Here is a 22,259-nt window from a genome sequence, read left to right on the forward strand (position 1 = left end):
TTCGACAGAACCTCTGTGAGACGGATCACACTTTCTTGCCAAAATGCAAAAGGTGTGAATTCCAAGCCCGGTCTATTTCAGACAATTGGATTGTGGCCCCTTTACGAACGTTTCGGAACTTCATTCCAATTTTAGTTTTGTCGACTAGGTTGTCTTAATGCCGGCGCGTGAAACGCAGATGTCAGGAGGGTTCGCGCCAGGGCGCGGGCTTCCGCGCGCCCTGCTTTTTGCGCTCGTCTGCTCGACCGTGCTGGCCGGGGAGATGCGGCCTGCGGCCGCTTTCGAGATTTTCGGCATCAAGCTTTGGGGCTCATCCAAGGACGAGGACGCCGACATCGTCGATCCGCTGCGCTATTCGGTGACCATTGATGCGCCAGATGCCGATAAAGACCTGTTAAAAAGGCTCGAAAACGCCTCCGCGCTGAAAAACGACGAGGATCACCCGGTGTCGGGATCGCTCGGCTTGATGGCCAAGGCGCGCAGCGACCGCGAGCAACTGGTCGCCGCGCTCTACGCCGATGCCCGTTATGAAGGCGTGGTCACCATAACGATCGAAGGCAAGTCGATCGACGAGTTGCCGCCGGATGCCGAATTTAAGGGGCCGCAGCCCATTCCGGTCGTCGTCAGCGTCGCGCCGGGGCCGAAATTCACACTGGGCAATATCCGGCTGAAGGGCGATGCCGCCGGGCTGGCGAGCGCCGATTTCGGGCTGATCGCCAGCGGCGATGCCAGCTCCGGCGCCGTGCTCAAGGCCGAAGCGCTGATCGTGCGAGCGCTGAAGGATGAGGGCAGGCCGCTGGCCAAGGTCACGGACCGCGAGATCGTCGCCGAGCACTCCAGCTCGACGCTGGACGTGACGCTGACGGTGGCCGCCGGCCCGATCGCCGGTTACGGCGACACGACGGTCGAGGGCACGGAGAAGGTCGATCGCGACTTCACCGAATATATGACCGGGCTGAAGCGGGGCCAGCAATATTCGCCGCAGGAGATCGACGATGCCCGCGACCGGCTGCTCGGGCTCGAAGTCTTCAACAGCGTGACCATCAAGGAAGCCGACAGCCTCGACGCCAACGGCAATATCCCGATCGACGTCCAGGTGAGCGAGCGCATGCCGCGCTTCTTCGGCCTCGGCGGCACCCTCTCGAACACGGAAGGGCTTGGGCTCGAAGGCTACTGGGGACACCGCAACCTGTTCGGCCAGGCCGAGAAGCTGCGCATCGACGGTTCGATCAGCGGCATCGGCAGCAACAGCATTTCGGCGCTCAACTACAATGCCGGCGTCATGTTCGAGAAGCCGGGCGTGCTGGGGCCGACGTCGAAATTCTTCACCGGTATCAAGACGGTGTTCGAGCACCCCGATGCCTATGACCATTTCTCGGTCAAGGGTGACGTGGGCGTTTCCTACGACCTCGACAAGAAGCAGCGGGTCTCGGCCGAATTCGACCTCGATTATTCGCGGATCACCGACGCCTTCGGCAAGCATACCTATCTGATCGCCAGCGTGCCGCTGCAATATGTCTATGACAGCCGCGACAACAAGCTGAACCCGACCAGAGGGTTCCGCTTCCTCGCCTATGCCGAGCCGAGCTACGACATATTGAACGGGGCGACCTTCCTGAAGCTGAAGGGCGAGGGTTACACCTACCAGTCGCTCGACACGGCAAGCCGGTTCGTGCTCGCCGAACGCGCGACGCTGGGCTCGATCGTCGGCACCGGGCTGCAGAACGTGCCCGCCGACCGCCGCTTCTATTCCGGCGGCGGCGGCTCGGTGCGCGGCTATTCCTACCAGGGCATCGGCCCCAAGGACGTTGACGGCCAGCCGATCGGCGGTCTCTCCTTCTTCGAAACCTCGGTCGAGATGCGCATCGGCGTCACCGACACGATCGGCATCGTGCCCTTCGTCGATGCCGGCACGGTCTCGACCAAATCCTTCCCCGATTTCTCGGATGTGAAGGTCGGCGCCGGCGTTGGTCTGCGCTACATTACGCCGTTCGGCCCGCTGCGCATCGACGCGGCCGTGCCGCTCAACCGGGATCCGGGCGATCCGCATTTCGGTATCTATGCCGGCATCGGCCAGGCGTTCTGACGATGAAGATCTTTTGGCGCATCCTCCGCATCTTGATCTACACGCTGCTTCTGCTGCTGGTGGTGGCGATCGGCGCGCTGTTCGTGCTGACCGGCACCGAAGGCGGCCGCCAGAACCTCGCGAGCCTCATTTCCAAAATGGCTTCGAACGAGGACCGAAAGGTTACGGTCGCCGGCATCGAAGGCATCTGGTCGGGCGCGCTCAGGGTCGACCATGTCGTGCTGGAAGATCGTGCAGGCCCCTGGATGGTGGCGCGCAAGGTGGCGCTCGACTGGTCGCCGACGGCGCTGCTCTCCCGGAATTTCAATGCCGACCGCTTCGCCGCCGAACGCATCGAGCTGGCGCGGCTGCCGCAGCCGAGCCAGCAGCCTTCGCAGGGCGGCTCGTCCAGCCTGCCGGTGTCGATCGACGTGAAGCAGATCGACCTGCCGGAGATCGCGCTGGGACAAGAGCTGGCGGGCAGCGGCATCGCCGAGCTGGCCGCCAAGGGCTCGCTCAAGGCCGATCCGTCGCCGCTGGCGATCGAGAGCGTGCTGAACGTCTCCCGCCATAACGGCAAGCAAGGCAATGTCGACGCCAAGATCCACTTCGCGCCGGCCGACAACAAGCTCGACCTCGATCTCAAGGCGTCGGAGCCGGCGGGCGGCATCATCGCCAATTTGCTCAAGCTGCCGGACGGGCCGCCCGTCAACATCGTCGTTTCCGGCAGCGGGCCGTTGGGCAATTGGAGCGGCGTCGGCACCTTCATGGTCGACGGCCGGATCGTCAGCCAGCTGACTGGCCGGCACCAGTTGACCGACAAGGGCCGCCGCATCGAGGCCAAGGGCGACGGCGAATTTGAGCCCTTCCTGCCGGAGAAGATAAAGGCGCTGTTTGCCGGCAAGACGAGCTTCGACCTCGCCGGCACGGCGACCGCATCGGGCGGGGTCGACATCGAGCAGGCCACCATCGAGAGCGACTCGGTGCACGGGGCCGCGACCGGCAATGTCGATCCGAAGGGCGCCAGCGACCTGTCGGTCGAGCTCTCCGCCAAGGACAAGCCGGTCACCGTCGATGTCGGCAACAGCGCTGTTCCGATCCTGGTCGCGGTCGAAAAGGCCACGGTGCGCGCCTTCGGCGACGGCAAAGCGCCGATGGTCGATATCGGCACGTCGCTCACGTCGGTCGCCGTCGGCGGCACCCAGCTCAACAACATTACGGGTGAGGTCCATTCCGACGGCTTCGACATCGAAAACCGCAGCGGACCGGTCAGCATCAAGCTCGCCGCCGCCGGGCTGAAGACCGATGTGGCGACGCTGGCGCCGCTGGTGACCGGCAAGCTCGCGGCGGATCTTTCCGGCACGATCAGCCGCGAGACCGTCACCATCGACAAGGGCAGCCTGCGCAGCGATGCGCTCAATGCCGGGCTGACGGCAAATGTGGCGCTGGCCGACCTGTCGATGACGCTGAAGATGAATGCCGACGCCGTCTCGAAGGCGTTGCCGCCGCAGATCAGCTCGCTGCTCGGCGAGCGTGTGAAATTCTCGGCCACCGCCACGCGCGATCCGCAAGGCGCGTTCGCCGCCAACTCGCTGGAGATCAGCTCCGGTTCGCTCAGCGCCAGCGGCACCGGCAGCATGCAGGGATCGGACCTCCAGGCCAGCGTCAAGGGCACGTTGGGCGATGTCTCCCCGCTGTCGTCGCTCGCCGGCACGCCGCTCGCCGGTGGGATCAATTTCGCGCTGAGCGCAAGCGGTTCGCGCCTTGCGCCGGATTTCACGGTGTCGGCAGACAGCGCCAGCCTGACGGCGGCGGGCCGAACGGTGAAGGACATCAAGCTCTCGGCCAAGGGCAAGGCCGATGTCGCCAATCCAACCGCTGACCTCTCGTTGACCGGCAATGCCGAGGGGCAGGCGCTCGACATCGAGGCTTCGCTGGTGACCGCCGACGGCAAGCGTTCGATCAATGGGCTCAGTCTGGCGCTCGGCGACAACAAGGTTTCGGGCGATCTCGCGCTCGACGACAAATTCCTCCCGCTCGGCACGCTGACGCTAGCCGTGCCCGATATCGGGCCGCTCGCCGCGCTGGCAAACCAGACCGCCACCGGCGACATCAACGGCACGATCGCCTTCTCCAAGGAGGGCGAGGCGCCGACCGTCACCATCAATGCGGCGAGCACCTCGATCGCGCGCGGCGATCTGGCGGCGAAAGCCATCACCGTCAACGCGCTGATCGCCAACTACCTGAAAGGGCCGGCGATCTCGGGCACGATCAAGGCCGACAATGTGACCTCCGGCAGCACGGTCATCAGCGGCATCGGCATCGATTTGAAGCGCGACGGCGACTGGACGAACTTTGCCGGCGGCGCCACGGCGTCCGGCATTCCGGCCACCGCCACCGGGCGGGTGAAGATCGCCAACGGCACGACGAGCGTGGAAATCATGTCCGGCGAGGCGACGGTGCGCGGCATCAAGGCGGCCATCGCCGAGCCTTCCAGCTTCTCCATCGCCAATGGCGTGACCGCAATCGAGAAGCTCGCGCTCAATCTCGGCGGCGGCTCGGCGACGGTTTCCGGCAGCGCCGGTGAGACCCTGGACCTGACGGCGAACCTCGCCAACCTGCCGCTGGCGCTCGCCAATGATTTCGTGCCCGGCCTCGACGGGGCCGGAACGCTTGAGGGCACGGCGCACGTCACGGGTCCATCGTCCAACCCCGACGTGCAGTTCAACGCGAAGGTGGCGGGCGCCGAGACCAGCCAGACCCGGCAGGCGGGGCTCGGGCCGCTAGATCTGGACGCTGCCGGCAGCTACACGCTGGCGGGCGGCGTCGCCCTGGACCACGCCACGCTCTCGGGCGAAGGGATTTCAGGCAAGGCCGCCGGCACCCTCAATCCCAATGGCGCCAGCGACTTCTCCCTCGATCTTACCTCGTCCGGGGCCAGCCTGCCGTTGACGGTCGGCAGCGCCGAAAGCCCGGTCAAGATCGCGGTTCAGTCCTTGTCGGCAAAGATGGCGGGCGAAAGCACGCAAGCGCGGCTCGATGTGTCCGCAATCCTGCCTTCCATTGCCGCGAGCCAGGCGAAGGTGGACGGTCTCACCCTGGCGCTGCATTCGGATGCCTTCGACCTCAAGGGGCGGGCGGGTCCGGTTTCCGGCACGGTCTCGGTGGACAGGATCGGCCTCGACAATCCCATGCTGGCACCGCTGATCGCTGGCAAGGTGATCGCCAAGGTCAATGGCCGACTGGCTCCCGATGCCGTCGCCGTCAACAGCGGCTCGCTGACCAGCGATGCGCTCAACAGCCAGATCGCCGGCCGGATATCGCTGGGCGACGGCGCCGTCGACCTCAATATGAAGGCCGATGTCGTCTCTTCCGCCTTGCCGGCGGCGGTGCGCGGCGTGCTTGGCGAGACCGCGCAACTGAGCGGTGGGCTGAAGCGCGATGCCAATGGCAATGTCAATATCGACGGCCTGAAGCTCAATTCGGGGGCGCTCAGCGCCGATGGCCAGGCGAGCCTTGCCGACGGCAAGCTGGCCGCCGGGATCAGGGGCGCGTTGAGCGACGTTTCGGGGCTCTCGAAAGACGCCAAGGGCGCCATCGCCTTTGCCCTCAACGCGCAAGGCCCGGTCACCGCGCCCGACCTGTCGATGACGGTGGACAGCGACCGGCTCCTCGTGGCGGCGCGCGAGATCACCGGGTTGAAGCTGACGGCCACCGGCAAGGCCGATGCCGCCAATCCGGCAGCCAATGTGCAGCTCACCGGCAATGTCGCCGGGCAGAATTTGCAAGGCAGCGCGGTGCTTGCCACGACCAATGGAAGCCGCGCGATCAACGGGCTTCTGCTGTCGCTCGGCCCGAACAAGATTTCCGGCGATCTCGTGCTCGATGATGCTTTCGTGCCGGTCGGCACCGTTTCGCTCGACCTGCCCGATATCGGACCGCTGGCCGCGCTCGCCCTGGAAAAGGCCGAGGGCAATGTGCGCGGCACGATCGCCTTTACCAAGGCGGCCAGCGGGCCGAATGTCGCGGTGAAAGCGAACACCTCGCAGATCAAGCGCGGCGATCTCTCCGCCAGGAATGTCGCCATCGACGCGCAGATAGCGAACTACATGGCCGCCCCCGTCATTCAAGGCACGGTGCGTGCCGAGAGTGTCACTTCGGGTGGCACCGCCGTCACCGGCATTGATGTCGATCTGAAGCGCGACGGCGACTGGACCGGTTTTTCCGGCGGGGCCACCGTCAAGAACATTCCGGCCAGGGCGGCCGGCCGGGTGAAAGTGGCGAACGGCACGACGACCATCGAGCTCGCCTCCGGCCAGGCGACGGTGCAAGGCATCAAGGCCGCGATCGCCCAGGCCTCGACCGTGACCATCGCCAATGGCGTGACGTCGCTCGACCGGCTGGTGCTCAACCTCGGCGGCGGCACGGCGACGGTCACGGGCAAGGTCGCGCAGGCGCTCGACATCAACGCCAATCTCGCGAGAGTGCCGATCTCGCTCGCCAACAGTTTCTCGCCAGGCCTCGACGCGGCCGGCTCGATCTCGGGCACGGTCAAGGTCGCCGGCGCACCGGCCAGCCCGTCGGTCGCCTTCAAGATCGATGCTTCCGGTGTGCAGACCTCGCAGACGCGCAGCGCCGGACTCGGCGGCATGAATGTCTCGTCGTCGGGAACCTTTGCCGGCAACAAGCTCGCTTTCGACGCCAACATCAGCGACGGCGCGGGCCTCGGCCTCAAGGGCGGCGGCTCGGTGACGACGGCGGGCACCCCAACCTTGGCGCTCGACTTCAACGGCAAGGTGCCGTTCTCCTTCCTGGCCGCAAAGCTCGCCGCGCAAGGGCTGGCGCTCAACGGCACCGCCAATGTCGATGTGCAGGTGCGTGGTCCAGCATCTGCGCCGGTTATCAGTGGCAAAGTCACGACATCCGGTGCGCGCCTGATCGATGCCCGCTCCGGCCTGGCAGTGAACGATGTCGCCGCCGACGTCTCGATCGGCGGCGGGGTGGCCAGGATAAACCGCCTGACCGGAACGTTGTCGACGCGCGGCAGCCTGTCGGCGAGCGGCACCGTGGGCATCACGCCGGCGCAGGGCTTCCCGGCCGATCTGTCGATCAAGCTCACCGACGGCCGCTATACTGACGGCCGGGTGGTGACCGCCAATCTCGGCGGTGACCTGACCGTCAAGGGGCCGCTCGTCTCCGCGCCGGTGATCGCCGGCACGATCAACCTGGCGAGGACAGTCATCACCGTCCCTGAAAAGCTGCCGGGTTCGCTTTCGGCGCTGGATGTGAAGCACAAGAACGCGCCGGCGTCCGTGCGGGCGCAGGACAAGGCGCTGCGCCCGGCGACGTCCGGCGGCAGCAGCAACAGCGGCAGCGGCCTGACGCTCGACGTGACGGTGAACGCGCCGAACCAGATTTTCATCCAGGGCAGGGGCGTCGATGCCGAACTCGGCGGCTCGCTGAAGCTGACAGGCCCGGCTTCGGCGCCGAGGGCGATCGGCACCTTCGCCCTGCAGCGCGGACGGCTGATCATCCTTTCCAAGCGCCTGACCTTCACCGACGGCACGATCGGGTTCCAGGGTTCACTGGTGCCCTATCTGAACATGACGGCGACCACGACGACGAGCACCGCCACGGTCACGGTCGCCGTCTCGGGCGAGGCGACCAATCCGAAGTTCACGTTCTCCTCCGTGCCGGCGCTGCCTCAGGACGAGATCCTGGCACAGCTCATCTTCGGTCAATCCATGTCCAAGTTGTCGCCGCTGCAGATCGCACAACTTGCGAGCGCCGCCGCGCAACTGGCAGGCGTCGGCGGTTCGACCTCGCTGCTAGAGAACCTGCAAAGCGCCATCGGCGTCGACGATCTCGACGTGACGACGGACGAGAAGGGCGGCACGGCGGTTTCGGCCGGCAAGTACCTCAACGACCGCACCTATGTGACCATACAAAAGGGCGACAAGCCAGGCTCCGGCAAGGCGACGATCGACCTCAATGTCGGGAAGGGCGTCAAGCTGCGCGGCGAGGCCAACGACGCCGGCGAAGCAAAAGGCGGCGTCTTTTACGAACGCGAATATTGAGGTTGCGCCGCGCTTTCCCGACCTGTCGACCGGCTGCCCGCTGCGAATGCGGCGCCCTTATCGTTGTCAAATGTATTGATTTAATCGCACGCGACGATTTTTTGGAAATCGCGTCGCGCTAGCAAATTTGCGCCAAGACTGTCGTTATCGCGCGAACCGGGTTGCATCCAAAGATGCACATTCCCTAACATGTTCCTAGCCCAAACCGTCTTTGACAAGGCGGTCTGGATGCGGAATGTTAAAAGGCGGAAAGCCAACAATGGGAGCAAGTCATGGCAATCTATACAAGCAACGGTGATCGCGTTCCGGATCACATCCTGAAAATGGCCGAAGAAGCCAAGGCGGGAAAGGTGGATCGTCGCGAATTCCTGGCGCTCGCCAGCGTTTTCGGAGCGTCCACGGCGATGGCCTACGGCCTGATCGGCCTCGCCGATCCGACCCCGGCCAGGGCCGAGGACGTGCAGGGCAAGAAGGGCGGCGTCCTGAAGGTCGCACAGTGGGTCAAGGATCCGAAGGACCCGCGCAAGTCCGACTGGTCGGAGATCGCCAACGCCGAGCGTCAGGCGCTTGAGCCGCTGGTCAAATACACTACCGAATACACGTTCCGTCCCTATCTGCTCGAGAGCTGGGACGTTAATGACGATGCCACCGAGTATGTGCTGCATGTGCGCAAGGGCGTTACCTGGCACAACGGCGATGCCTTCACTGCCGACGACGTGGTGCACAACTTCAACCGTTGGGGCGAAAAGGCCGCCGAAGGCAATTCAATGCCCGGCCGTCTTGGCACGCTGTTTGACGACAAGACCGGCAAGCTCCGTGAAGGCGCGGTCACCAAGGTCGATGACATGACGGTCAAGCTATCGCTGACCAAGCCCGACATCACGATCATTCCCGGCATTTGCGACTATGTTGCTCTGCTCGTCCACAAGTCATTCGACGAAAAGGGTGGCGACTTCAAAGCCTGCCCGATCGGCACTGGTCCGTTCGAGCTGGTCTCTTACGACGTCGGCCAGAAGGTGGTCTACAAGCGCCGTTCCGACGACAAGTGGTGGGACGGCGAGGTGTTCCTCGACGGCGTCGAGTTCATCGACTACGGCACCGATCCGGCAGCAATGGTCAGCGCTTTCGAGGCGGGTGAAGTGCACACCAATTTCGAGACGTCGGCCGACTATGTGTCGATCCTCGACGGCATGAAGCTGGTCAAGTCGGAAGTGGTCACCGCAGCCACCATCGTTTGCCGCTCCAACGTCAACAACAAGCCTTACGACAACCAGAAGGTTCGCAACGCCCTGCAACTCGCCGTCGACAATGCGGTCGTCCTGCAGCTCGGCTATGGCGGTGCCGGCGCCGTCGCCGAGAACCACCATGTCTGCGCGATTCATCCAGAATACTACGAACTGCCGAAGATCGCGCGCGACCCGGCCAAGGCGAAGGCGTTGATGGCGGAAGCTGGCCAGGCCGATTTCGAGCATGAGCTGATCACCGTCGACGAGGACTGGCACAAGAACACCGGCGACGCGATCGCGGCGCAGCTGCGCGATGCCGGCATCAAGGTAAAGCGCACGGTTCTGCCGGGCTCGACCTTCTGGAACGACTGGACCAAGTATCCGCTCTCGATGACCAACTGGAACATGCGGCCGCTCGGTGTCCAGGTTCTGGCTCTGGCCTACCGCACCGGCGAAGCCTGGAACGAGACCGCCTGGTCGAATCCCGATTGGGATGCCAAGCTCAACGCCGCGCTGTCGGTCGCCGACGCCACCAAGCGCAAGGGCATGATGAAGGATATCGAGCAGATCCTGCAGGATTCCGGCATCATCATCCAGCCCTACTGGCGCAAGCTCTACAGCCATTCGGTTGCCGCTGTTAAGAACTACAAGATGCATCCGACCTTCGAGCGCGACTACGGCAAGATCTGGCTCGACGAGGCCTGATCCGAGCGAATGGACAAAGGGGCGCTCCGCTCCTTTGTCCCCTTCCTTTGCATGAGCCGGAACCGGAGAGCCGCTGCAGCAAAAAAGTTGCGGACTCGTCGAGCAGGCTCATGCAATAAACACGGTTGATCGCATTCGGACGTCTGTTTGCCGGCTTGTTCCGCCTCGCGGTGGGATATCGGGCAGAGAGGCTCCCCAACCCATCGGCAGGGGCCCGCCATGCTTTCTTTCATTGCGAGACGTCTCGGCACCATGGCGCTGACGATGCTGTGCCTGACGCTGATCGTCTTCTTCCTGATCAATCTCGGTCCCAATCTGAAGAAGCTGGCGATCAGCCAGACCGAGATGCATACCTCCGCCGAGCAGCTTGAGAACTGGCTGGTCGAACATGGCTACCGCCAGAATTTCTTCGTCCGCTACGGCCAGTGGCTGGGGGTCCTGCCCAAGCAGCCGATCACCGACCCGGCGACCGGAAAGCCGGCGCAGCGCTTCTCCTTCTGCAACGACCCGGTCGTGCCGACATTCTCCGGTGTGCTTGAAGGCGACTTCGGCTGCTCGACCAAATTCAAGACGACCGTTGCCTCGAAGCTCTTCCCGGCGCTCGGCGCCACCGGGCTTTTGATGTTCTGGGTGCTGGCGGTGATGGTGCCGATTTCGCTGTTGATCGGCATCCTTGCCGGCATGCGCGAGGGCTCGCGCACCGACCGCACGCTGTCTGTCGCCTCGATCGCCTCGACGGCGACGCCCGAATATGTGTCTGGCGTCATCTTCACCGTTATCTTCGCCTCGTGGCTGGGCTGGCTTAACGGCTCGGCGGCCTCGGCGAGCCAGGGCCTCACATTCTACAATTTCACCCTGCCGGTGATGACGCTGGCCATCTACGGCATAGGCTATATCGCGCGTATGACGCGCGCCTCGATGGTGGAGGTGATGACGCAGCAATACATCCGCACTGCCCGCCTCAAAGGCCTGTCCTTCGGCAGCGTGGTCGTCAAGCACGCGCTGCGCAACGCTTTGATCGCGCCGTTTACCGTCATCATGCTGCAGTTTCCCTGGCTGCTTACCGGCGTCGTCATCGTCGAGGTGATGTTCCGCTACCAGGGCTTCGGCTACACGCTGGTCGAGGCTGCCGGCAACAACGACATCGACCTTCTGCTCGGCTGCTCGCTGGTTTCGGTGTTCATCGTCTTGATCACGCAACTCATCTCGGATGTCGGCTACGCGTTCCTCAATCCGCGTATCAGGGTTCAATAAGGGGCAGGGCCGATGCAGACCGAGTATATCAATGCCTTCGACATCGTTGTCGGCGTGCTTTGGCGCTTCTGGCCGGTGTGGATCGGTTTGATCCTGGTGATGGGTGTCAGCTTCGCCTACAAGAAGCGGCTTGGCCTTTACGGCCAGCTCTTCGACAGCGGCGTCGGCATTGCCGGCGTGTTCATCTGCCTGTTCTGGCTGTTCACGGCAATCTTCGCCTCGACGATCTCGCCTTTCGATCCCCTGGCGCAGGTCTCGATCATGAAGGACGCGCTGCCCGGCGCGGTCGAGCCGACGTCCAAGCTGATCTATTATTTCGGCGGCGATAAGCTGGCACGCGACGTGTTCTCGCGCATGGTCTATGGCAGCCAGATCGTGCTGATCATCGCGCCTGCCGCCACCGGCTTCGCGCTGATGGTCGGCATCACACTCGGCCTGCCGGCCGGTTACTATGGCGGCAGGATCGACACGCTCTTGTCCTTCCTCGCCAATCTGGTGCTGGCTTTCCCGGTGATCCTGTTGTTCTACCTCTTAGTGACACCGGGCATCATGGACACGCCGATCCCCTATGCGATGGCGGGGCTGTTCTTCCTGTTCCCGATCATCTTCTTCAGCGTCCTGTTCTGGACGCGGTTCAAGAACCGGCCGGACCGGCTCTATATCCTGCTCGGCATCACGCTCGTCCTTGGCGGCTGGATCTATGTCGGCCTGGTCTTCGACAGGGACCCGCTGCACATCGTCCACATCGATCCGAACCAGCTCAACATCTTCGTGGCGGTGGTGTTCGCCTCCAGCCCCGGCGTGTTCCGCATCGTGCGCGGCCTGACCATGGACATCAAGACGCGCGATTATGTGGCGGCGGCGCAGACGCGCGGTGAATCGCCCTGGTACATCATGCTGTGGGAGATCCTGCCCAATGCGCGCGGTCCGCTGATCGTCGATGCCTGCCTGCGCATCGGCTACACGACGATCCTGCTCGGAACGCTCGGCTATTTCGGCCTGGGCCTGGCGCCGGAAAGCCCCGACTGGGGCACCGCGATCAAGGACGCCAGCCGGCTGCTGCGTTCCTTCATCCACCCGGCGCTGCCGCCGACGATCGCCCTGATGTCGTTCGTGCTGGGGCTGAATCTTCTGGCGGACTCGCTGCGCGAACAGTCGATGAAGGATTGATGGCTGGGGCTCAGGCCCTACCTGCTGGAACAATTTAGGATTGGAGCGACCCATGAACGAGGCAGTTCGAGATCCAGCTCAACCAATCATCGAGATCGAGAACCTCTCGATCTCCTTCTTCACCCGCAAGGGCGAGATCCCGGCGGTAATGGATTTTTCCTGCACGGTGATGCCCGGAGAGGCGATGGGCATCGTCGGCGAATCCGGCTGCGGCAAGTCGACCGTGTCGCTCGGCATCATGCGCGACCTCTCCAACATCGGGAAGATCGTCGGCGGGCGCATCAAGTTCCAGGGCCGGGACATGGGCGAGATGTCCGACGAGGAACTGCGCGCCATCCGCGGCAACAAGATCGCCATGATCTACCAGGAGCCGATGGCGAGCCTCAATCCGGCGATGAAGATCGGACAGCAGCTGATGGAAGTGCCGCTGATCCACGACAAGGTGTCGAAGGAAGAGGCGTATAACCGCGCGCTGGAGATGGTGCGGGCGGTGAAGCTGCCCGATCCCGAGCGCATGATGCGCTCCTATCCGCACCAGCTTTCCGGCGGCCAGCAGCAGCGCATCGTCATCGCCATGGCGCTGTTGTCGAAGCCGGCGCTCTTGCTGCTCGACGAGCCGACCACCGCGCTCGACGTCACCGTCGAGGCCGGCATCGTCGAGCTGGTCAAGGGTCTGGGCGAGAAGTTCGGCACCTCGATGATCTTCGTGTCGCACAACCTCGGCCTCATCCTGGAGACCTGCGACAAGATCACGGTGATGTATTCCGGCGAAGCGGTCGAGACCGGCAAGATCGAGGACGTGTTCGACCGGATGCGCCATCCCTACACGCAGGGGCTGTTCCGCTCGATCCCGCTGCCCGGCGCCGACAAGAATTCACGGCCGCTGATCTCGATCCCCGGCCAGTTGCCGCTGCCGCATGAGCGGCCGAAGGGCTGCAATTTCGGGCCGCGCTGCCACCATTTCGTCGAGGGCGTCTGCAACGCCGCCGAAATCCCGATGGTCCCGGTCGAGGGCCATGAGGGGCATTTCTCGCGCTGCGTGCGCTTCAACGAAATCGACTGGGAGGCGCTGCCGCCCGGCGCCAAGAAGGTCAACGAGAAGGTCGAGCCCGGCGCGCCGGTGCTGAAGATCCAGGACCTCAAGAAATACTACAAGGTCGGCGGCAGCGAGGTGTTCGGCTCCAGCGAAGGCCGCGTCGTCAAGGCCAACGAGACGATCTCGTTCACCGCGCGCGAATCCGAGACGGTGGCCATCGTCGGCGAGTCCGGCTGCGGAAAGTCGACGCTGGCCAAGGTGCTGCTCGGCCTCGAGACCGCCAGCTCCGGCACGGTGACCTTGGCCAACAAGGAAATCCAGTCGACAGGTATCGAGAGCCGCGGCGTCGATACGGTCTCGTCGATCCAGATGGTCTTCCAGAACCCGTTCGACACGCTGAACCCCAGCCACAGCGTCGGCTCGCAGATCATCCGCACGCTGGAAAAGTTCAATGTCGGCAAGACTGCCGCCGAGCGGCGCCAGCGCATGCTGGAGCTGCTCGACCTGGTGAAGCTGCCCAGGGCCTTCGAGACCCGCAAGCCGCGCCAGCTGTCGGGCGGACAGAAGCAGCGCATCGGTGTCGCGCGCGCCTTTGCCGGCGATGCCAAGGTGGTGGTGGCCGACGAACCGGTCTCGGCGCTCGACGTCTCGGTGCAGGCGGCGGTGACCGAGTTGCTGATGGACATTCAGCGCAAAAACAAGACGACGATGCTGTTCATCAGCCACGATCTGTCGGTGGTGCGCTACATCGCCGACCGCGTCGTCGTCATGTATCTCGGCTACATCGTCGAGCAGGGCACGACCGACCAGATCTTCTCGCCGCCCTACCACCCCTATACCGAGGCGCTGCTGTCGGCGATCCCGATCGCCGACACCAGCGTGGTCAAGAAGCACATCGTGCTCGAGGGCGACATCCCGTCGGCGATGAACCCGCCGACCGGCTGCCCGTTCCAGACGCGCTGTGGCTACAAGAAGCTGGTGCCGGACAATCTATGCGAGACGAAGGTGCCGCCAGTGAAGAATCTCGGCGGCGGCCATACGAGCCTGTGCTGGCTTTCGGACGATGTGCTTGCCAAGATGGAGCAGGTCATCAAGTTCGACAAGGAGCATGCCGCGCATGAAGGCGTGCCGGATGACGCGCCGCATGTCGCGGGGCCGGGCCCTGCCGGAACGGCGCCCAAGCGGCCGCGTGGCAAAACAGGCAGCGCTGCAGCCGATGAGATCGGAGATGCCGTGGAGCAGGGCGAGGCTGGCATGCGAGCCCGTCGCCATGAAGTGCGCGACGAGGATTCGGAAACCGGTGTCCCAAGGCCCAAGGACACGACAAGGCGGCACTAGACCAAGCGAAGGGTCAACTGCCGCATTGCCGTAGCTGCGCTGCGTAGTCGCGGGCCATCTGGTCGGTGGCGCGCGCGTAGCTTTGAACGCCGGCGTCGCCGCGATTGCCGCGGCCATAGGCGGTCCAGCCGAGATAATAGGCCAGATAGAGATTATAGGTGTCGTTACGGGCGACACCGAACGTGTCGGCGGTCTTGGAGTGGTACCAGCCGACGAAATCGATGGCGTCGGCGAAGCGCGTGCGGCGCGCCGCCCAGTTGCCGGTCTCGCTTTGATATTGCGACCAGGTGCCGTCGAGCGCCTGCGAGTAGCCCGTGGCGCTCGAGACATGCGTCCACGGGATGAAGCCGAGCAGCTTTGTGCGCGGCGGGCGGGCATTGCTCTTGAAGCCGGATTCCTTGCGCACCGTCGCCATCAGCACGGGAACGGGAATGCCGTATTTCTGCTCGGTCCGCTCGGCGGCGGACTGCCAGTTGTCGAACCAGCCGTCATTCTGGTCGAAAACGGCGCAGACATTGTTGATGTGGCTGGGCGCCGTCGCGCAGGCTGACAGCGCCAGCAGCACGGAAACAGCGACAATTTTACTAAAACTCGACCTACGCATTGGAAGACGAATAGGCCGAAATCATAAAAGGAGTCTTGCGAGGTTCCTTAACGCGGACGCGGACGGCGCGAAAAGCCGAGTATCGATATTGCGACCATATAGGTCGCTATTCTGTTCATCGATTTTCAAAAATGCCGCCTTGGCTAAAATCACGCCGGCAAATGGCGAATTCCTGACAGCTCGTATCTGATGCCGGCGCTCTGATGCGCGCATGAGCGAACCAAGACGCAAGCGAGGCGCCGAGCGCACCAGCAACCGCGGGCCAGCCGCTATCCCGCAACTGCCGCCGCGGCGGGTGGAGAATCCCTACTCGCCGATGGCGCTGCTCTTGGCCGACCAGATCGAGGCCATCCACCAGGCATCGATGCATATCCTGGAGAATTTCGGCATCGAGGTGATGAGCCCGCGGGCGATGTCGCTGTTCGAGCGCGCCGGCGCCAAGGTCGACCACGGGTCGATGAATGTACGCATCGACCGCGGCATGGTCGAGGAAGCGCTGACCTCGACGCGCAGCAGCTACACGCTTACCCCGCGCAATCCGGCTCGAGCCATCCATCTCGGCGGCAGCACGATCAACTTCACGCTGGTGGCCGGCCCGCCCAATGTGCACGACATGGAGCGCGGCCGCCGCGCCGGCAATCTCGCCGACTATTCGGACCTCGTGCGGCTGGCGCAGCATTTCAACTGCATCCATATGCTCGGCAACCAGGTCTGCGCGCCGATCGAGCTGCCGGCGAACACAAGGCATATGGACACTTATTTCGCCAATCTGACGCTGACCGACAAATGTTTTCATGTCTCGGCGATCGGGCGGGGCAGGGCGCTCGACGGCATCGAGATGATGGCGATCGCGCGTGGGCTGACGCTGGATGAGATGGCCCGGGACCCCGGCGTCACCACCATCATCTCGGTCAACTCGCCGCGCCGCTTCGACGAGATGATGGCGGAGGGGCTGATGACCATGGCCGAATACGGCCAGTCGGTGGCCGTCACCCCATTCACGCTGATGGGCGCGATGAGCCCGGTGACGCTGGCCGGCGCGCTGGCACAGCAAAATGCCGAGGCGCTGTTCGGCATCGTGCTTACGCAGCTGGTGCGTCCCGGCGCGCCGGTGATGTATGGCGCCTTCACCTCCAATGTCGACATGAAGTCGGGCGCGCCGGCCTTCGGCACGCCGGAAAACACCAAGGCCAATATCGCCTCCGGGCAGTTGGCGCGGCGCTACAACTTGCCCTACCGCACCACGCCGGGATCGGCCTCCAACGCAGCAGATGCGCAAGGTGCCTATGAGACGATGATGGCGCTGTGGGGCGCGGTGCTCGGCCACGGTAATCTCGTCTACCATGCGGCCGGCTGGCAGGAGGGCGGGCTGACGGCTTCGTTCGAAAAGCTCATCATCGATGTCGAGATGATCCAGCACATGATGGAATTCCTGCGCCCGATCGTTGTCGACGAGGCGGAACTCGCGGTCGAGGCGCTGGGCGCGGTGCCGACCGGGGGCCACTTCTTCGGCGAGCCGCACACGCTGGAGCGCTACGCCACCGCCTTCTACCAGCCGATGCTTTCCAACTGGCAGAATTACGAGGCCTGGCAGGAGGCAGGCGGGCTCGACACGACGGCGCGCGCGACGCGGCTGTGGAAGAAGGCGCTGGAGGAATATGTCCAGCCGGCCATGGACCCCGCCGTGCGCGAGGCGCTCGAAGCCTATATGGCGCGCCGCAAGGAAGCGATCGGGCAGGGCGAGCCGTGATGCTTCCCATTTTGAGTCAACGCCCTACCATCCTGAATCCGCTTAACCGTCTAACATCCTGATATTAGAGAAAACCCATGAAGTCGCATGCAAAGGTCGTGGTCATCGGCGGCGGTGTCGTCGGATGCTCGGTGCTGTTCCATCTTGCCCGCCATGGCTGGACCGATGTCGTGCTTCTGGAACGCGACGAGCTGACCTCGGGCTCGACCTGGCATGCGGCTGGCGGCATGCACACGATCAATGGCGATCCCAACGTCGCCAAGCTGCAGAAATACACGATCTCGCTCTACAAGGAGATCGAGGAGCTTTCCGGACAGGCGACCGGCGTGCATCTCACCGGCGGTGTGCTGCTGGCCGCGACCGAGGCGCGGCTCGACTGGCTGCGCGGCGTGGTTTCGAAGGGCCGCTATCTCGGCATCGACCTCGAAGTGATCTCGGCCAAGGAAGCGGCGGAATTGATGCCGCTCATCGACCCCAGCCAGTTCGTCGGCGCGGTTCGCAACAAGGAGGACGGCCATCTCGACCCGTCCGGCGTGACGCATGCCTATGCCAAAGCGGCGCGGAAACTGGGCGCCGAGGTCGAGCGCTTCACCAAGGTCGAGGATATCGTGCGCCGTCCCGACGGGTTGTGGCGCGTCATCACCAACAAGGGCGATGTTATTGCCGAGCATGTGGTCAATGCCGGCGGGCTGTGGGCGCGCGAGGTCGGCCGCATGGTCGGGCTCGAATTGCCGGTGCTGGCGATGGAGCACATGTACCTGATCACCGAGGACATGCCGGAGGTAGCCGACTGGAACAAGAAGACCGGCACCGAGATCATCCACGCGGTCGACTTCGATGGCGAGCTGTATCTGCGTCAGGAGCGCGGCGGCATGCTGATGGGCACCTATGAGAAGGCCAACAAGGTGTGGTCGGAGTTCACCACGCCATGGAATTTCGGCCACGAATTGCTGGAGCCGGACATCGACCGCATCGCGCCGTCGCTGGAAGTCGGCTTCCGCCATTTCCCGGCCTTCCAGAAGACCGGGATCAAGCAGATCATCAACGGCCCCTTCACCTTCGCCCCCGACGGCAATCCGCTGGTCGGTCCGGTGCGAGGCTTGCCCGGCTTCTGGGTCGCCTGCGGCGTGATGGCCGGCTTCAGCCAGGGCGGCGGCGTCGGACTGGCGCTCTCCAACTGGATGATCGAGGGCGATCCCGGCGCCGACATCTGGGCGATGGACGTGGCGCGCTATGGCGACTGGGCGACGATGGCCTATACCAACGCCAAGGTGCGCGAGAATTATTCGCGCCGCTTCTCGATCCGCTTCCCCAACGAGGAGCTGTCGGCCGGGCGTCCGCTGAAGACGACGCCTCTCTATGACGCGCTTGCCGCCAAGGGCGCGCAATGGGGCGTGTCCTATGGGCTCGAAGTGCCGCTCTGGTATGCGCCGGAGGGCGTCAAGGATGAGTTCTCCTGGCGGCGCTCAACCGACTTCGAGCATGTCGCCAAGGAAGTCGCGGCGGTGCGCAACGGCGTAGGCCTGTCGGAAATCTCGAACTTCGCCAAATACAAGGTGACGGGCGAGGACGCGGCTGGATGGCTCGACCGCATCTTCGCCTGCAAGCTGCCCAAGCGCGGCCGCATGACGCTGGCGCCGATGCTGAAGGACGACGGCAGGCTGATCGGCGATTTCACTTTAGCCAATATCGACGACAAAGAATGGTTCATCGCCGGCTCGGGCATCGCCGAGCAGTACCATATGCGCTGGTTCGAGGCGCATCTGCCTAAGGATGGCTCGGCGTGGATCGAAGCGCTGGGCCAGAAGCTCACTGGCCTTGCGATTGCCGGACCGAAGGCGAGGGAGGTTCTGGCCAAGGTCACCCGCGCCGACACTTCCAACGCGGCATTCCCCTTCATGGCGGTCGCGCGGATGGATATCGGCATGGCGCCGTGCCTTGTCGGCCGCGTCAGCTACACCGGCGATCTCGGCTACGAGATCTGGGTGGCGCCGGAATACCAGCGCGCCGCCTACCAGGCGCTGGTCGCCGCGGGAGGGGAATTCGGCATCGGCCTGTTCGGCTCGCGCGCGCTCAATGCGCTCAGGCTCGAGAAGAATTACGGCTCATGGGCGCGCGAATACCGGCCGATCTACGGGCCGGTCGAGGCCGGGCTCGACCGCTTCGTCGCCTATGGCAAGGACGCCGATTTCATCGGCAAGGAGGCCGCGCTCGCGGAGCGCAGAGAGGGCGGCAAGCTTCGGCTGCGCAGCTTCATCGTCGACACCGCCGATGCCGATGTGATCGGCGACGAGGCGATCTGGCATGACGGCGTCGTGCGCGGCTGGGTCACGTCCGGTGGTTACGCGCACAATGCGAAGAAGTCGGTCGCCTTAGGCTATGTGCCGAAGGAGATCGCCGACAGACCGAACGGTTTCGAGATCGAGATCCTCGGCAAGCGCCATGCGGCGCGCATCCAGCCGGCGCCGCTGTTCGACGCCAATTTCGAGCGGATGCGCGGCTAAAGCAATTCCAGGAAAAAGTGCGAAGCGGTTTTCCGTCCGGAATTGCGTCAAAACAAAAAGCTTCCAGGCGCGCATGTTGACATCAAGCCCTGGCGCTGTCGCGATTGTCCACCGCGAAGGCGCCCGGACCGGCAAAGAACAGATAGAGGAAGACGAAGCAGAACAGGATGGCTGCGTCGCCGCCGTTGTTGGCCGGGAAGAAGTCGCGCGGGAAATGCGCCATGAAATAGGCGATGGCCATTTCGCCGGCGAGCAGGAAGGCGACCGGACGGGTGAAGAGGCCGAGCGCCAGAAGGATGCCGCCGGCGAATTCGAGAATGCCGGCAGCCGTCGTCAATCCGGTGAGGGCATGCGGCTCCGCGCTCACCGGGAAGTTGAACAGCTTCTGCGAGCCATGTTCGATGAACTGCAGGGCGGTCATGACGCGCAATATGCCCAGCGCCTGAGGCCGGTACTGGGCAAGGCTTTCGAAAAGCTTCATCTGAACTCCAATTTTCCCCCGCCCGGGGCCTTAAATTATCGCCCGGCGACGGACCACTCACTTCCCCTTGGCCAACCATCAACAATCGGTGAGTGGAGGTGGTTTCAATCGCCGATATTTCTTCTCGCCATGGTTGCAAATATATCCTTATAGTTGTATCTCTGTCTGATGCACCGAACCCACGCGAGTCCCTTCATCATGAGAAAAGTCATCATCGGCCTCATCGCAATCCTTGCTGGCACCAGCTTCGCCATGGCCGCCGATACCGGCTGCGATGCCTTCAAATGGCCGGTTGAACGCGAGCAGGCGCTGTTTCCGGAGGCGCCCGCCGCGCAAACAGGCGCCACGCTGACGGTCGGGGAAGCGGTGGATCTCACGCTCGCGGCGGCCGACACGGTCAGCTTTGAGGTACCGCCGGAGCGTGCGCCGGCAGACGGCACATTCGGCGCGACGGCCAGCGTGACCGTGCCGCCCGGGGGCGAACTGCAGCTCAGCCTGTCCGATGAGGCCTGGATCGATGTGGTACAGGATGGCAAGACCGTGAAATCGGGGGCTTTCAGCGGCGTGAAGACCTGTCCGGGAATCCGCAAGAGCGTGCGCTTCAAGCTCGCTGGTGGTGCCGCGATCATCCAGGTCAGCGGCGCGAAAAAGGCCGATCTGAAGCTGGCGGTGCTGACGCCGGAGTGATCAGTTTAAGAGACGGGGCGGCGGATAGCGCCTCTGTTCCCTCCGTCCTTCGCAGCAGTTGGGAAAGGCCGATCGCACATCTCCCAAGAGGAAGGGCAATCGCAGACGGCAGCGCTGCCCCCTCTCCGTCCGCTGCGCGGACACCTCTCCCCCACTTCGTGGGGGCGAGGAGACGTTAACTGAGGATGTCGCGGCCTTGAAAAGCCTGGGTTCCTCGCCCCCACAAAGTGGGGGAGAGGTGGCTCGGCGAAGCCGAGACGGAGAGGGGGAGCGCCATATGCGATTACCCGCCCGAGGGACAGAGAATTCTACCGCACCGGTGCCAGCAATGCGAAATGCGCGCCTTGTGGGTCCTGGCACTGGATGATCCACTGGCCGCTCGGCACGTCCATCGGTCCCATGATGACCTTGCCGCCTTTGTCGGTGACGCGCTTGGCGGCGGCATCGATGGCGTCGACGTTGAAATAGAACTGCCAGACGGGAACCGGAATCTGCGGCGGCTTGTTCATGATGCCGCCGCCGGATTCGGGGCCGGCGCCGAAGGTTTTGTAGATACCCATCTCGCCCATGTCGAATTCGCCGGCGCTCGTCCAGCCGAACTGGCTGGAATAGAAATCGAAGGCCGCCTTCCAGTCCGAGGTGTAGAGCTCATGCCAGCCGACATGGCCAAGCGTGGTCGCGGGAACCGGCGGCTGGTCGGGCTGGTTGGGCTGAAGGAACATGAAGGCTGCGCCCTGCGGGTCGGCAACGACGGCGAAGCGGCCGACGCCAGGAATATCGTCCGGCGCGCGATGGACCGCCCCGCCGGCATCTTGCAGCGCCTTGGTCGAAGCGTCGACATCCTTGGTGTAGATGTAGCCTAGCCAGGCCGGCGGCATGCCTCTCTTGGCGGGTTCTTCCGGCATCGTCATCAGACCGCCGACGCCGCGCACGTCTGAATTCACCACGATGTAGCGGGGCATGCCGGGCGCCTTGTCGAAGGGCTCGGCCTTCCAGCCGACGACGGCAGTGTAAAAGGCCTCGGCGGCGTCGAGGTCGGTGGTCATCAATTCGTACCAGAAGAAAGGTTGCGGGGATTTCGGCATGGTTGGTCTCCTCACCGTTTCAGGCAGCGATCGTTGTTCGATCCATCCTAAGGTATGTCGAGGTTCAGGTGATGCCGGCCTGCAAACGGTGGTTTCCTGCGCTTCCGGTGCTCACGTACTTAAGTACGCTCCGCTCCGGTTCTCGAAAATCGCCGTTTTCGGCGCGGCCTGACCTAAACCTCAACACACCTTAGGACGATCCTGGCGACAGAAATCCGACATGGGCCGAAAATCCCGGTCGGCAAGGCGCTGCGCTCCCCTGATCTTGCATAGCCAG

The 22,259-nt window shown here is 63.8% G+C and carries 12 protein-coding genes; 9 read left to right on the forward strand and 3 right to left on the reverse strand.

All coding sequences use genetic code 11. The annotated features are described in order from the left end of the window. Positions 1-157: 157 nt before the first annotated feature. The 6 genes from EN862_RS05505 (at position 158) to EN862_RS05530 (ending at position 14,871) form a co-directional block, all read left to right on the forward strand. The gene (locus tag EN862_RS05505; protein ID WP_127863167.1) at positions 158-2,086 is read left to right on the forward strand and encodes an autotransporter assembly complex family protein; all 1,929 of its coding nucleotides are present in this window, start codon (positions 158-160) and stop codon (positions 2,084-2,086) included. A 2-nt stretch (positions 2,087-2,088) separates the two neighbouring features. After that, on the forward strand, positions 2,089-8,142 hold the full coding sequence (locus tag EN862_RS05510; protein WP_127863168.1) for a translocation/assembly module TamB domain-containing protein: 6,054 nt from the start codon (positions 2,089-2,091) through the stop codon (positions 8,140-8,142). A 272-nt stretch (positions 8,143-8,414) separates the two neighbouring features. Further along, complete coding sequence (locus EN862_RS05515) at positions 8,415-10,073, forward strand: ABC transporter substrate-binding protein (protein ID WP_127863169.1); 1,659 nt, start codon at positions 8,415-8,417, stop codon at positions 10,071-10,073. A gap of 219 nt (positions 10,074-10,292) precedes the next feature. Then, positions 10,293-11,327, forward strand: a complete 1,035-nt coding sequence (locus EN862_RS05520; RefSeq protein WP_127863170.1) for an ABC transporter permease — start codon at positions 10,293-10,295, stop codon at positions 11,325-11,327. 12 nt (positions 11,328-11,339) lie between these two features. After that, positions 11,340-12,497 (forward strand): ABC transporter permease, encoded by a 1,158-nt coding sequence (locus tag EN862_RS05525; protein WP_127863171.1) that lies wholly within the window; start codon positions 11,340-11,342, stop codon positions 12,495-12,497. A gap of 52 nt (positions 12,498-12,549) precedes the next feature. Beyond that, positions 12,550-14,871 carry an ABC transporter ATP-binding protein gene (locus EN862_RS05530; protein WP_127863172.1) on the forward strand — a complete coding sequence of 774 codons (2,322 nt, stop codon included), beginning with the start codon at positions 12,550-12,552 and terminating at the stop codon, positions 14,869-14,871. A 13-nt stretch (positions 14,872-14,884) separates the two neighbouring features. Here EN862_RS05530 and EN862_RS05535 read toward each other — a convergent pair whose 3' ends face one another. Beyond that, positions 14,885-15,475 carry a transglycosylase SLT domain-containing protein gene (locus EN862_RS05535; protein ID WP_041012174.1) on the reverse strand — a complete coding sequence of 197 codons (591 nt, stop codon included), beginning with the start codon at positions 15,473-15,475 and terminating at the stop codon, positions 14,885-14,887. A 211-nt stretch (positions 15,476-15,686) separates the two neighbouring features. On the opposite strand from EN862_RS05535, the gene EN862_RS05540 reads away from it, so the two are divergent. Together EN862_RS05540 and EN862_RS05545 are read left to right on the forward strand one after the other, a co-directional pair. Then, positions 15,687-17,225 carry a trimethylamine methyltransferase family protein gene (locus EN862_RS05540; RefSeq protein WP_127863173.1) on the forward strand — a complete coding sequence of 513 codons (1,539 nt, stop codon included), beginning with the start codon at positions 15,687-15,689 and terminating at the stop codon, positions 17,223-17,225. Between the two features lie 77 nt (positions 17,226-17,302). Next, positions 17,303-19,729, forward strand: coding sequence for an FAD-dependent oxidoreductase (locus tag EN862_RS05545; protein WP_127863174.1), 2,427 nt, complete (start codon positions 17,303-17,305; stop codon positions 19,727-19,729). Between the two features lie 82 nt (positions 19,730-19,811). On the opposite strand, the gene EN862_RS05550 is transcribed toward EN862_RS05545, so the two are convergent. Beyond that, positions 19,812-20,210, reverse strand: coding sequence for a DoxX family protein (locus EN862_RS05550; RefSeq protein ID WP_127863175.1), 399 nt, complete (start codon positions 20,208-20,210; stop codon positions 19,812-19,814). A 198-nt stretch (positions 20,211-20,408) separates the two neighbouring features. On the opposite strand from EN862_RS05550, the gene EN862_RS05555 reads away from it, so the two are divergent. Then, complete coding sequence (locus EN862_RS05555; protein ID WP_127863176.1) at positions 20,409-20,897, forward strand: hypothetical protein; 489 nt, start codon at positions 20,409-20,411, stop codon at positions 20,895-20,897. 308 nt (positions 20,898-21,205) lie between these two features. Here EN862_RS05555 and EN862_RS05560 read toward each other — a convergent pair whose 3' ends face one another. After that, complete coding sequence (locus EN862_RS05560) at positions 21,206-21,982, reverse strand: VOC family protein (RefSeq protein ID WP_127863177.1); 777 nt, start codon at positions 21,980-21,982, stop codon at positions 21,206-21,208. Positions 21,983-22,259 lie beyond the last annotated feature (277 nt).

This window comes from Mesorhizobium sp. M2E.F.Ca.ET.219.01.1.1 (genome assembly GCF_004016445.2).
Lineage (GTDB): Bacteria > Pseudomonadota > Alphaproteobacteria > Rhizobiales > Rhizobiaceae > Mesorhizobium.

Bases quoted from the DNA above. Each gene is read 5' to 3' on its own strand.
- EN862_RS05540 (WP_127863173.1), top strand. From the start codon at position 15,687: ATGAGCGAACCAAGACGCAAGCGAGGCGCCGAGCGCACCAGCAACCGC.
- EN862_RS05520 (WP_127863170.1), top strand. From the start codon at position 10,293: ATGCTTTCTTTCATTGCGAGACGTCTCGGCACCATGGCGCTGACGATG.
- EN862_RS05545 (WP_127863174.1), top strand. From the start codon at position 17,303: ATGAAGTCGCATGCAAAGGTCGTGGTCATCGGCGGCGGTGTCGTCGGA.
- EN862_RS05505 (WP_127863167.1), top strand. From the start codon at position 158: ATGCCGGCGCGTGAAACGCAGATGTCAGGAGGGTTCGCGCCAGGGCGC.
- EN862_RS05560 (WP_127863177.1), bottom strand. From the start codon at position 21,982: ATGCCGAAATCCCCGCAACCTTTCTTCTGGTACGAATTGATGACCACC.
- EN862_RS05555 (WP_127863176.1), top strand. From the start codon at position 20,409: ATGAGAAAAGTCATCATCGGCCTCATCGCAATCCTTGCTGGCACCAGC.
- EN862_RS05535 (WP_041012174.1), bottom strand. From the start codon at position 15,475: ATGCGTAGGTCGAGTTTTAGTAAAATTGTCGCTGTTTCCGTGCTGCTG.
- EN862_RS05510 (WP_127863168.1), top strand. From the start codon at position 2,089: ATGAAGATCTTTTGGCGCATCCTCCGCATCTTGATCTACACGCTGCTT.
- EN862_RS05525 (WP_127863171.1), top strand. From the start codon at position 11,340: ATGCAGACCGAGTATATCAATGCCTTCGACATCGTTGTCGGCGTGCTT.
- EN862_RS05515 (WP_127863169.1), top strand. From the start codon at position 8,415: ATGGCAATCTATACAAGCAACGGTGATCGCGTTCCGGATCACATCCTG.
- EN862_RS05530 (WP_127863172.1), top strand. From the start codon at position 12,550: ATGAACGAGGCAGTTCGAGATCCAGCTCAACCAATCATCGAGATCGAG.
- EN862_RS05550 (WP_127863175.1), bottom strand. From the start codon at position 20,210: ATGAAGCTTTTCGAAAGCCTTGCCCAGTACCGGCCTCAGGCGCTGGGC.